Source organism: Streptomyces bambusae (genome assembly GCF_019400985.1).
In the GTDB taxonomy this organism is placed as follows: domain Bacteria; phylum Actinomycetota; class Actinomycetes; order Streptomycetales; family Streptomycetaceae; genus Streptomyces; species Streptomyces bambusae_A.
Genome location: NZ_WTFF01000227.1, coordinates 1 through 12,307, shown reverse-complemented (window position 1 = coordinate 12,307; position 12,307 = coordinate 1). Strand labels below are relative to the sequence as shown.

The window sequence follows — 12,307 nt, the reverse complement described above, 5'->3', positions numbered from 1 at the left end:
CAGCAGGGGCGGCCGGCGGACCGCGCGCCGGCCGGTGGCGGGCCGCGTCTCCCCGGCGTGGCGCCTTCGTCGGCGGGCCCTGTGGGTGCGGGGCAGGTGCGTCTGGGACAGGGGCATCGAGTTCTCCCGTGCGCCCGGGTGCCGAGGCTCCACCTCGTGCTCGGCAGGCCGGGGTTGTAGTCGGAACTCCGCGGGCCGCGCCGTGGGTTCCACGCGCCGGGGCCGGAGTGTCAGAAGCATCGTGGAGCTTCGCAACGTCTCCACAGGATTTATCGAAATGTGACAAGTTCTCGCACCCGCGTCGCCATCACATCGTGTAACCACGGAGGATTCGGTTCCAGTGGTGCGGCAGGGACAGGAGAACAGCCTCGACCGCCGCCCGCGCGCCCCCGGCGGCAGCACCCCGGCACAACCGCGGGAACGTCACCGGGAGCACCCTCCAGGAGGGAGTACGAGGCATCAACTCCCGTGCCGCATCCCATGGTTCGGCACCACGGACGAGGCCTCGGCGGGCCTGTCACTCCCCCAGCCGGCAGGCCCTACCCGGCATGAACGAGGTAATGATGTGCGAACTTCTGAACCGCATCTGGTCCCGCCCGCGCGGCGAGTGGACCCGCGTCCTGCGCAAGGAACTGCCCGCGCTGGCCGCCAGGATAGTGGAGGAGCTTCTGCATGGTTCTCCCGAACTCGCGGCGCTCGGCGAAGACGTCGATGACGAACTCCTCATCCAGGCGGTCGAGGAGGCCCTGCTCGGGGCGCTCGGCTACCGCCCGCCGCACACCGCCGACCGTGCGGACTGCGACGCGGACTGTGACGCGGACGGCGACACGTACGACTGTGCGTACGACGGCCACGGGCGGCCCGTCCCCGTCTCCGCCCCCGTACCGGCCCCCGCTCTCGGCGCCGCCCCCGCCGCGTACGAGGCCGGGGGCGGCCCCGCGCCGGCCTCCGGGCACGGGCAGGACCACGCCCCCGGTGGCCAGGACCAGCCGCACGAGCGGGTGCGCGGCCACGACGAACCCCGGTGCGCCGTCGTGGAGATGGCGGCCCTGCCGCTCGACCGGGCCCGCCAGGAGCTCTTCCTCGCCCTGACCGCCGAGCCGGGGCCGGCTGACAACGTTGTGGCGGAGCTCGCGGCGGCGGCCGGCTGGCCGCTGCCGACGGCGGTCCGGGCCGTGGCCCTGGCCACGCCGGGCGAGACCCAGCAGTTGGCCGCCGTGCTGGACGACGGTCTGGCCGGCATGGTCGGCGGCCAGCCGTGCCTGCTGGTGCCGAGCCTCGACGACGACGTCCGGGTACCTCTCGAAACGGCCCTGCGCGGCCGGTTCGCCGCCGTCGGGCATCCCGTCCCCGTGCGTGACACCGCGTCCTCGCTGCGCTGGGCGATGCGGCTGCTCGCCCTGTCCCCCGGCAGGGCCGGCCTGGACACGCGGGCCGTCTTCGTGGACGACCACCTGTCGACCCTCATGCTGCTCCAGGACGAACCCCTGGCCCACGCCCTGGCGGCCCGCTGGCTGCGCCCGCTCGCGGACCTGACGCCGCGCCAGAGCGAGCGCCTCGAAGTCACCCTGCTCGCCTGGCTGGAGGGCGGCGGCGCCCCCGAGGCCGCGAAGGCGCTCAGCGTGCACCCGCAGACCGTGCGCTACCGGATGCGGCAGCTGGAGAAGCTCTTCGGCCCCGGGCTGCGGGATCCGCGGACCCGCTTCGAACTGGAGATGGCGCTGCGCAGCCGCCGGCTGATGGCGCAGGTTCGGCGCCAGCACTCACGCGTGAGCCGCAGGGTCCGCCCCGTCACCACGGAGTTCCGCCCGCTGGGCATCGGCCGGATGGCCCGCGTCAACGGACTGTGACGACGTAGCCGATCCCTCCCGGCCCGATCCGAACCGAACGGAACCGAGCCGAACCGGACCGATCCGAACCGACGGCCCTCCCCCGTGCTTCATGGGGGAGGGCCTCCGTCGTACCGGGGGCGTCGTACCGGGGGCGGCCTGCCGGAGCGGATGGCCGAGGCGGGTGCTCGCGGCATGAGGAGGTGCCGGCCCGAGGAGTGGTTCGGGCCGGCACCGGCCCGGGCGGACGCGGGCGATGGGGAGGTGGGGCGCGTCCGCGCCGGGGGCTGGGGGCGGGGCGGGTCAGCGGCAGGTGCGGCCGCTGTTGATGCAGCGCACGGCCTCGGCCATCAGGTTGTCCGGCATGACGTTGATGAAGTCCCCGTGGTCGGTGACGGGCTTGTGGAGCTGTTCGGGGAAGCTGTCCACCGCGAAGCGCGTGCCCTGCGGAACGCCGTAGACGATGCGCTGGACCAGCTGCGGCACGGCCTTGAAGCCCTTCTTGCAGCGGCCGTCACGGTCGGCGAAGGCGACGTGGGTGCGGTGGTTGGCGCTGTCGATGTTGCGCCCGTCCCAGCAGCTCTGGAAGCGGAAGGTGCGGACGACGTCGCTGCCCTTGGGGCAGAGGGGGTACTTGTCCTTCAGCTGCCGGTCCTCGAAGCCGGTACAGCTCCACGAGGCGTTGGCGTTGCCGTTGCCGTTGGTGAGGGCCTTGGCGTCGCCGGTGATGACGCGCAGGAAGCGGGGCATGGCGGTGACCTGTCCGACGGGGCTGCCCTGGAAGTCGATCGTCACCTGCTTGGGCTTGAGGATCGTGCCGACGTTGCCGTCCTTGCCGCCGCCGGGGGCTTTCGCGTCGCGCTCGGCGCGGCCGTCGCGCAGCCGGAGCACCGGCCAGTAGTACGTGGAGCGGTCGCCGTTGGAGCAGGTGGTGCCGGCGGCGGCGAGGCTGTCGTTGGTGGAGAAGGCGTCGGTGGAGACGTTGCCGACGTAGTCGTGCATGTGGTGGGCGCCGTTGCTGACGCCCGGTGCGACGATCACGTTGTCGGGGTTGAAGTGCCCGTTCTCGTTGCGTCCGCAGCGGCTGCTGAAGGAGCCGGTGGAGGCGCCGGCCGCGCGGGCGGGCTTGCGTACGTTGGGCTTGACGGTGGTGATGTCCACGAAGTCGCTGCGGGCCGGTCCGCCCTTCCGGCTGCCCGCGGCGGCCTGCGCCGCTCCGTCGGCGCCCGCCGCCTGCGCCGGCGCCTCCACCGAGGCCTTCATCATCCGGCAGGAGCTCAGCCCCTGGAGGCCCTCGGGGCGCTGGGTGACCCGCCCGATGGCGTCGGCCACCCGGCCGATGGTCTCCCCGCGCCGGCCGCGCAGCTCCTCCAGCAGGCTGTCCTGACGCCCGCCGGCCGCCTGCCCGGAACCGGTCCGGCCGGTCTGACCGGTCTGATCGGAGGCCAACTTCGTGTAGGCGTCGGCGACTTGGGCGTCCAGCTGGGCGAGGTTCTCGTCCACCTCCGCCCTGACCGGCTGCGGTACGTCGCGCAGCCGGTCACCGACGTCGGGGCAGTCGATGGTGAGGGTCATGGCGGCCCCCGTACGGCTGCCGTCACGCCCCGCGATGCCGGCGGAGGCCTGTTGGGCGATGACCGTGACGCCGCCGGCCCCCAGGATCAGGGCGGCCGTGAGGGCGAGGGCCTTGCGGGACAATCGAGGGCGTTTGTGGCCCTGTCGGCTCATGCGATCACTTCACTTCGTCGTACGGACAGGAGAGGTGCGGCCCGTGGAGGAGGGCGGGGTGGCGGGTGCGGACGCGGAGGCGGCGATGGCGTCGAAGTCGACCAGGCCGGTGTCCTCCAGCACCGTGATGTGGTCGAGGACCGTGGAGTTGGCGTCCGTGGCCAGCTGGCGGACCATGGTGTTGCGGCTCTGTGCGCGCACCTGCGCGACGAGGGCGAAGACCTTGCCGTGCGCCATGCGCAGCAGCTGGACGAAGCGGCGTTCGTAGTCGTCGCCCTGGGCCCGGTTCAGCTCGGCCAGCCAGCCCTGCTGCTGCTCGTTGGGCTGGTTGGGCAGGTCGAGTCCGAGGGCCTGGCCCACCTCGATGACGCGGCGGTCCAACTCGGTGTGGCCTTCGACGAGATGGTCGCCCGCGTGCCGTACCGAGGCGCGGGTGCCGCGCTGTTGGGCCTGTCGGCCCGCCGGCAGCTCCCACAGGCCGGCGAGGCGCACCTTGCGGACGAAGTCCCGGTCCTGGGCGGTCAGCGGCCCGTAGGGGGTGCTCATGGTGCCGGCGCCGTCGTCGCCCGGCGGTGCGCCGGCGGCCGCTCCCGTGGCCGCCGCGGCCCGCCCCCGGTACGCGTCCATGGGGATGAGCAGCGCGATCAGTGTCAGGGTCAGCGCGCCGATGACGGCGCCGCTCGCGACGGCGTATCTCGTGGCGGCCGACAGACCGCTGGTGGACCGTCGACGCAGGAACAGCACAGGTGTCCTCCTCGCTCCACGTTCCGGGAGGGGAGGGGAGGTGCACGGTGCACGCCCGAACTCCCGGGGTGCGATGGGACGTTAGTGCTGATGTAGCGGCCCGGACACGAGACCATCACCATCGGACAAACATCCGGGAGGGGACCCGGACGGCTGATATAGTCCCGCCGCCGCCCGGGTCCGCGCCGCCGTGCTTCAGAAGTGCCGCGCGCTCCTGATGTGCCGCGCGCTCGTGGTCCGTCGTGCCCGGCTCAGCCCAGCAGTGCGTAGACCGTGGACGCCTTCGCGGCGGGCTCCGCGTCGCCCTCGGCGGTCATGGTGACGTCCGCGAACGCCATCCGCTTGCCCAGCTTGGTGATGGTCACGTCGACCAGGACGTCGGCGCCGATCACCGGGCGCTGGAAGCTGGTGGACTGCTGGACCGTGGTCATGGGGACGAACCCGCCGCGGGCGCCAGCGATCGCGATGACGGTCGCGGTGTCGGCGGCGGCCATCAGGGCCTGCCCGGACAGGCCGCCGCCGTCCCGGGCCAGGGCTTCGGACCAGGGCAGCCGCAGCACGGCACGGTGGTCCCCCGCTTCCTGGACGGTCAGGCCGAGGGCCTGGACCCAGGGCGCGAAGTGGTCGGCGAGGATCTTGTCGGCGTCTGCCGGTGTCAGCGTCACAGACGCGATTGTGGCGGCCCGGGACGGGCCGCCACAACACCTCAGAGCCGGGCGCCCAGTTCCGTCCCCTGCCGGATCGCCCGCTTGGCGTCCAGCTCGGCGGCCACGTCGGCGCCGCCGATCAGGTGGGCGCTGACGCCGGCCGCGACCAGCTCGTCGTACAGGCCGCGGCGCGGCTCCTGGCCGGTGCACAGGACCACGGTGTCGGCCGGGACCAGGCGCTGTTCGCCGTCCACGGTGATGTGCAGGCCCTCGTCGTCGATGCGGTCGTAGGCCGCGCCGGCGACGGTGACGACCCCGCGGTGCTTGATCTCGGCCCGGTGGATCCAGCCGGTGGTGACACCGAGGCCGGCGCCGACCTTGGTGGTCTTGCGCTGGAGGAGGTGGACCTGGCGCGGCGGCTCGGGCCGCTCGGGGGCGCCGAGGCCGCCGGGGCCGCTGTAGGAGGTGTCCACGCCCCAGTGCCGGAAGTAGACCTCCGGGTCCCGGCCCGCGCCCTCGCCGCTGTCGGTGAGGTATTCGGCCACGTCGAAGCCGATGCCGCCGGCGCCGAGGATCGCGACCCGGCGGCCGACGGGGGCGCCGTCGCGCAGGACGTCCAGGTAGCTGACGACGGACGCGTGGTCGAGGCCCTCGATCTCGGGGATGCGGGGCGTCACGCCGGTGGCGACGACCACCTCGTCGTAGCCGGCGAGCGCGGCGGTGTCGGCGCGGGTGCCCAGGCGCACCTCGACGTCGTGGGCCTTCAGCTGCGTGCCGAAGTAGCGGATGGTCTCCTCGAACTCCTCCTTGCCGGGGATGCGGCGGGCGATGTCGAGCTGTCCGCCGATGTGGTCCGAGGACTCGAAGACGGTGACGCTGTGGCCGCGCTCGGCGGCGGAGACGGCGCAGGAGAGGCCGGCCGGGCCGGCGCCGACGACGGCGATGCGCTTCTTCAGCCGGGTGGGGGCCAGGACGAGTTCGGTCTCGTGGCAGGCGCGCGGGTTGACCAGGCAGCTGGTGATCTTCCCGCTGAAGGTGTGGTCGAGGCAGGCCTGGTTGCAGCCGATGCAGGTGTTGATGGCCTCCGGCCGGCCGGCCCGGGCCTTGGCGACGAACCCGGCGTCGGCGAGGAAGGGGCGGGCCATCGAGACCAGGTCGGCACGGCCCTCGGCGAGCACCTGCTCGGCGACCTCGGGGGTGTTGATGCGGTTGCTGGTGACCAGGGGGACGCTCACGGCGCCCATGAGCTTGCGGGTCACCCAGGTGTAGGCGGCGCGCGGGACGGACGTGGCGATGGTGGGGATGCGGGCCTCGTGCCAGCCGATGCCGGTGTTGATGATGGTGGCGCCGGCGGCCTCGACCTCCTTGGCGAGGTGGACGACCTCGTCCAGGGTGGAGCCGCCGGGGACCAGGTCCAGCATGGAGAGGCGGTAGACGATGACGAAGTCCTCGCCGACGGCCGCGCGGGTGCGGCGGACGATCTCCAGCGGGAAGCGGACCCGGTTCTCGTACGAGCCGCCCCAGCGGTCGTCGCGACGGTTGGTGGCCGCGGCGATGAACTCGTTGATCAGGTAGCCCTCGGAGCCCATGATCTCCACGCCGTCGTAGCCGGCCAGCTTGGCCAGGCGCGCGGCGCGCACGAAGTCCTCGACGGTCTCCTCGACCTCGTCGTCGGTCAGCGCGTGCGGGACGAAGGGGCTGATGGGGGCCTGGAGGGCGCTGGGGGCGACCAGGTCCTTGTGGTAGGCGTAGCGGCCGAAGTGGAGGATCTGCATGGCGATCTTCCCGCCCTCGGCGTGCACCGCGTCGGTGATGACCCGGTGCTCCTCGGCCTCCGCCTCGGTGGTCAGGCGCGAGCCGCCCTCCAGGGGGCGGCCGCGGTCGTTCGGGGCGATGCCGCCGGTGACGATCAGGCCGACGCCGCCGCGGGCGCGCTCGGCGTAGAACGCGGCGAGGCGCTCGAACCCGCCGGGGTGCTCTTCCAGGCCGGTGTGCATCGAGCCCATGACGACGCGGTTCGGCAGGGTGGTGAAGCCGAGGTCCAGGGGGCTCAGCAGGTGCGGGTACTGGCTCTGGGGGGTCATGGGCGGGCGCCTCCTCGCGCGGGGGTGGTCACCCTGTTGTAAGCGAGGAGGCGGCCCTTATGCAACTAGGTGCATAATCGCTGGGGTGCGTCGTACGTCACGTCGTCATGTGCGTCACGTGCCGCATGTCCGCCACATGCCGCATGTCCGTCGCGTGCGCCGCGTGTCCGTCACGTGCCGCACGTCCGTCACGTCCGCCGCAACCGCACGGTCACGATCTGGAACGGGCGCAGCGAGAGCGGCACCGTGCCGCCCTCGCCCAGCGGCCCCACCGCGGCGCCGGCCAGGGGCCGCTCCAGCAGGTCGGTGCCGGTGGCCGCGGCCACCGGGAAGCCCGCCGTCAGGACGGCCGAGGCCCGGCCGCCGCGGGACTCGTACAGCCGGACGATCACGTCCCCGCTGCGGTCCTCGGCGAGCTTGACCGCCTCGACGACCACCGCGGTGCCGTCCACCGCGACCAGCGGGGCGACCGGGCCGCCGCCGCGCACGGTGCGCTCGGGCAGGTTCAGCCAGTGCCCCTCGCGGACCGCGTCCCCGAGCGTGGCGCCGGGCGCGAGGGCGTGGCGCAGGGTGTGGGCGCCCTGGTCGGTCTCCGGATCGGGGTAGCGCGGGGCCCGCAGCAGGGAGAGGCGGACCGTGGTGGTCTGGCCGCCGTCCTCGCGGACGGTGCGGGTGACGTCGTGGCCGTACGTCGAGTCGTTGGCGAGCGCCACCCCCCAGCCGGGCTCCTCGGCATGGATCCAGCGGTGGGCGCAGATCTCGAACTTCGCCGCGTCCCACGAGGTGTTGGTGTGGGTCGGCCGGTACACGTGGCCGAACTGGATCTCGGACGCGGTCCGTTCGGCCTTCACGTCCAGCGGGAAGGCGGCCTTGAGGAACTTCTCCGTCTCGTGCCAGTCGATCGTGGTGGTGAGGTCCACGGTCCTGGACCCGGCGCGCAGGGTCACCGCCTGGGTGGCCCTCGACGCGCCGAAGGAGCGGGTGGCCACGACCGTGGCGCGGTCCGGGCCGCTCTCGGTGACCTCCAGGGAGTCGAGCTGCACCAGGTCGGTGACCTTGTTGCGGTAGAAGGCGTCGACGTCCCAGGCGTCCCACATGTTCGGGAGGTCGGGATGGATCTGGAGCAGGTTCGCCGCGGCTCCGGGCGCGACCGCCTCGCGGCCCGCCTGGAGGTCGTACGCGGAGACCACCAGGCCGCGGCCGTCGACCTCCACCAGCAGCAGGCCGTTGGCGAGGACGTGCCCGCCGCCGTGCCGCTCCTCCACCGTCACCGGCCCGAGCGCGGTGACCGGGACGCCGGCGCCGCCGGCCGGGACCCCGCGGCGGGGGTGCGGGGCGCCGTTGAAGACCAGCTCGGTGCTGCCCGGGCCGGCCAGGGCGAGCTGGGCGGCCAGCACGACGGCCTCCAGCTCCTCGCGCACCCGCGCGTACGTGGCGCGGGCCTCGCGGTGCACCCAGGCGATGGACGAGCCGGGCAGGATGTCGTGGAACTGGTGCAGCAGCACCGTCTTCCAGATCCGTTCCAGGTCCTCGTACGGGTAGGCGTAGCCGGGCGCCCGTACGGCGGCGGTGGCGGCCCACAGCTCGGCCTCGCGCAGCAGGGACTCACTGCGCCGGTTGCCCTGCTTGGTCCCGGCCTGCGAGGTGCAGGTGCCGCGGTGCAGTTCCAGGTAGAGCTCGCCCGCCCAGACCGGGGCGTCCGGGTATTCGGCGCGGGCCTTGTCGAAGAAGGCGTCGGGGCGTTCGACCGCGACCCGGGGCGAGCCTTCGAGGTCGTGCTGGCGGCGGGCCCGGGCGAGGTGCTCCCGGGTCGGCCCGCCCCCGCCGTCGCCCCAGCCGAAGGGCACCAGCGAGCGCGAACCGCGGCCCTTCTCCCGGTAGTTGCGGGCGGCGTGGGCCAGCTGCGCCGGCCCCAGGTCGCTGTTGTACGTGTCCACGGGCGGGAAGTGCGTGAACACCCGGGTGCCGTCGATGCCCTCCCACCAGAAGGTGTGGTGGGGAAAGGCGTTCGTCTGCGACCAGGAGATCTTCTGGGTCAGGAACCACTGCGAGCCGGTCAGCTTCACGATCTGCGGCAGCGCGGCGGAGTAGCCGAAGGAGTCCGGCAGCCACACCTCGCGGGTGTCGATGCCGAACTCCTCCAGGAAGAACCTCTTGCCGTAGAGGAACTGACGGACCATCGCCTCGCTGCCGACCATGTTGGTGTCGGACTCCACCCACATGCCGCCGACCGGCACGAACTGCCCGTCCGCGATCTTCTTCTTGATCCGCTCGAAGAGCTCGGGGCGGTGTTCCTTGATCCAGGCGAGCTGCTGGGCCTGGGACATGGCGAAGCGGAACTCGGGGTGCCCGTCCATCAGCTGGACCACGTTGGCGGTGGTCCGGGCCACCTTGCGGACGGTCTCGCGCAGCGGCCACAGCCAGGCCGAGTCGATGTGGGCGTGGCCGATCGCGCTGATCCGGTGCGCGGAGGGGGCGGCGGGCGTCGCCAGTACCTCGGCGAGCTCCGCGCGGGCGGCGGCGGCCGTGCCGGGGACGTCGTCGAGGTCCAGGGCGTCCAGGGCCCGCCCGACCGCGTGCAGGACCACGTACCGCCGGGCGTCGGCGGTGGACAGCTCCCCCATCAGCTCGCCGAGCACGTCGAGGTCCTGGACCAGGTCCCAGACCTCGGTCTCGAAGACGACGAGTTCCATCCGGGCCAGCCGGTACAGGGGCTCCTCGCCGCTGGTGCGCCGGTCGCCCTCGTAGGTGGGCGCGTGCTCGACCAGCACCGGGTTCGCGGCGGCCTCGACGTACCACTCGATCCGCTCGCCGCCCTCGGCCCGGTCGGCGACCCGCACCCAGTCGCTGTACGGGCCCAGCGCCTTGACCTCGCTGCCGTCGGCCCGGTGCACCAGGCCCTCGCACTGGAAACCGGGCATCATCCGGTCGAAGCCGAGGTCGAGGACGGCCTCGACGGTACGGCCGGCGAAGGAGGCGGGGACGGTGCCGGTGACCCGGAACCAGGTGGTGCCCCAGGCCGGCCCCCACAGGTCGCCGACCGCGCAGGGCCCGTACGGGGCGGCCAGCCCCTCGGCGACCGGGACGGGCTCGCCCGGCACGTCCCAGCGCTCGACGGTCAGCGGGACGGCGCGGGAGTGGACGGCCGGCTTGACGCGTTCCCTCAGGACGCGGCGCAACCGGTGTTCGGTGATGCTGCGGTCGTCGTGCATGGCGGCTCCAGTCAGGCGGATGGGGTACGGCGCGGCTCCGCGTCCGGCGTCGGCGGGGTGGTTCAGGTCTTCACGGGATTCAGGTCTTCACGGGATTCAGGTCTTCACGGCTCCGTCGCCGACGCCCTTGAAGAAGTAACGCTGCAGGGCGAGGAAGAGGAGCACCATCGGGGCGAGGGCCGCCATGGCGCCGGCGGCGACGACGCGCTGGTCGTTGACGGTGGTGGCGCCGGCCAGGGACTTCAGGCCGAGCTGGAGGGTGTAGTGCTCGCTGCCGGTGAGCACGAGCAGGGGCCACAGGAAGTCGTCCCAGGCGCCCATGAAGCTGGTGATGCAGACCACGGCGAGCGCGCCCCTGGCCCCCGGCAGGAAGACCCGCCGGAAGCGGGTCCACTCGCCGGCGCCGTCCAGGACGGCGGCCTCCTCGATCTCCCGCGGCACCGCGAGGAACGCCGCCCGCATGATCATGATGTTGAGGACGGAGACCGCGCCGGGCAGCCACACCCCGACCAGGGTGTCCACCAGGCCCATCTCGCGCACGATCAGGAACATCGAGACCATCACGGACTCGAAGGGGAACATCAGGCTCGCCACCAGCACGGTGAACACCGCCTTGCGCCCGCGCCAGCCGGGGCGGGACAGGGCGTACCCGCCCATCGCCGCGAGGACGGTGTTCGAGGCGACGGCGAGCACCGCGACGACGAGCGTGTTGCCAACGTACTGCAGGAGCGGGAAGGACTCGGCGACGCGCACGTAGTTGTCGAGGGTGGGCCGGGCAGGCAGCACCCCGGCGTAGACGTTCTCGGTACGGCCGCGCAGCGAGGTCGAGAACTGCCAGGCCACGGGCCCGACCATGACCACCAGCAGCAGGCTGAGCGCGAGGTACCGGCCGGCCAGGCCCGCCGCCCGGTGGCGGCCCCGCCCGGCGCTCATTCCTCGTCCCCCTTCGACAGGCGCCGGCCCAGCAGGCTGAAGGCCAGGGTGAGGAGGAACAGCAGGATGGAGACGGCCGCCGCGTACCCGGTCTCGCCGGCGAAGCCGAGGCCGGCCTGGCGGATGAGGAAGGGCAGGGTCCGGGCGCCGCCGCCGGGGCCGCCGCCCTCGCCCCCGAGGATGTAGACCTCGGTGAAGACCCGCAGGGCGGAGACCGCGGAGAGGGTGCCGACCAGCAGCATCATCGGCTTCACCTGGGGGATGGTGATGCTGGTGAAGCGGCGGAGGGCGCCGGCGCCGTCGAGCGCGGCGGCCTCGTGGAAGGAGGCCGGCACGTTCCCCAGGGCGGCCAGGTAGAAGACCATGTATTGACGCGCTCCCCCGGTTGAAGCCGGGAGATTCTGGCCCGTACCGCTGGGTGCGGCACGACCACGGCTTCCTGCTTCAGCGACCAGTGCCGACGTTTCCGACGGTCTTACCGAGTCTCCACAGGCTTTCGAGTCCGAAGACTCCGTTCCCGCCCGTCCGGCGGTACCTGACTCGGCCACCTTACCGGACGCCGTTCCGCCCTGGCGGCGGAACGGCTTTTCCTGCCCTGCTCCGCAGGGGCTGCCTTCACCACCGGACCGAAGCCCGGTGCACTCAGCAGTTTTCAGGTAGCCGAGCCCCTTGCGGGCGTCCGTGAGGGAGAGGACGACGGTGTTGACGAACGGCAGCAGGCTGAACAGCGCCACCGTCACCAGGCCGGGGGCGAGGAAGAGGTACGGCGTCCACCACGCCCGGTGCGACGGCCCGGCCGCGGTGTCCCCGGCCCGGCGCCGGGCCGGACCGGCCGCAGTGTCCCGGGGCGGGCTGCGGGCCCGGCCCCGCGGGGGGCTGTTCCGCAGAACACCGCCCCGCGCCCCCGGCCGCCGGCTGCCTGACGGGGGCCGTCGACCGCCCTCCCAATGGACGGGCCCTGGCAGAACGGTTGGGTGCAACCCCACGGCCCGCCGCAACGGCGGGACTGCCCGAACGGATCCGACGGCTGACCGACGGCGGCGCGCAGTACGCCCTGGACACCACGGCCTCGGCCCCGCTCATCAACAACGCGCTCCAGGCGCTGCGCCCTACCGGCAGCCTCGGCCTGG

At 73.1% G+C, this 12,307-nt stretch carries 7 protein-coding genes and 2 pseudogenes; 2 read left to right on the top strand and 7 right to left on the bottom strand.

The window, feature by feature from the left end; genetic code table 11:
- The first annotated feature begins 548 nt into the window (after positions 1-548).
- On the top strand, positions 549-1,850 hold the full coding sequence (locus GPJ59_RS25875) for a PucR family transcriptional regulator (protein ID WP_258024912.1): 1,302 nt from the start codon (positions 549-551) through the stop codon (positions 1,848-1,850).
- A gap of 282 nt (positions 1,851-2,132) precedes the next feature.
- Here the strand turns inward: GPJ59_RS25875 and GPJ59_RS25870 are convergent, their stop codons facing one another.
- The 7 genes and pseudogenes from GPJ59_RS25870 to GPJ59_RS25840 all read right to left on the bottom strand — a co-directional run.
- Positions 2,133-3,557, bottom strand: coding sequence for a DUF1996 domain-containing protein (locus GPJ59_RS25870; RefSeq protein WP_219670098.1), 1,425 nt, complete (start codon positions 3,555-3,557; stop codon positions 2,133-2,135).
- Positions 3,558-3,566: 9 nt separating this feature from the next.
- On the bottom strand, positions 3,567-4,301 hold the full coding sequence (locus tag GPJ59_RS25865; RefSeq protein WP_308120486.1) for a DUF4142 domain-containing protein: 735 nt from the start codon (positions 4,299-4,301) through the stop codon (positions 3,567-3,569).
- A gap of 251 nt (positions 4,302-4,552) precedes the next feature.
- Positions 4,553-4,966 carry a PaaI family thioesterase gene (locus GPJ59_RS25860; protein WP_219670097.1) on the bottom strand — a complete coding sequence of 138 codons (414 nt, stop codon included), beginning with the start codon at positions 4,964-4,966 and terminating at the stop codon, positions 4,553-4,555.
- Between the two features lie 41 nt (positions 4,967-5,007).
- Positions 5,008-7,032 carry an NADPH-dependent 2,4-dienoyl-CoA reductase gene (locus GPJ59_RS25855; RefSeq protein ID WP_219670096.1) on the bottom strand — a complete coding sequence of 675 codons (2,025 nt, stop codon included), beginning with the start codon at positions 7,030-7,032 and terminating at the stop codon, positions 5,008-5,010.
- Positions 7,033-7,220: 188 nt separating this feature from the next.
- Positions 7,221-10,244 carry an alpha-mannosidase gene (locus GPJ59_RS25850; RefSeq protein ID WP_219670095.1) on the bottom strand — a complete coding sequence of 1,008 codons (3,024 nt, stop codon included), beginning with the start codon at positions 10,242-10,244 and terminating at the stop codon, positions 7,221-7,223.
- Positions 10,245-10,340: 96 nt separating this feature from the next.
- Complete coding sequence (locus GPJ59_RS25845) at positions 10,341-11,177, bottom strand: carbohydrate ABC transporter permease (protein ID WP_219670094.1); 837 nt, start codon at positions 11,175-11,177, stop codon at positions 10,341-10,343.
- Positions 11,174-11,557, bottom strand: a pseudogene (locus tag GPJ59_RS25840) (ABC transporter permease subunit); the annotation flags it as partial. The gene GPJ59_RS25845 and the pseudogene GPJ59_RS25840, both read right to left, overlap by 4 nt.
- Before the next feature lie 476 nt (positions 11,558-12,033).
- Here GPJ59_RS25840 and GPJ59_RS25835 point away from each other — a divergent pair.
- Positions 12,034-12,307 (top strand): annotated as a pseudogene (locus GPJ59_RS25835) (zinc-binding dehydrogenase); the annotation flags it as partial.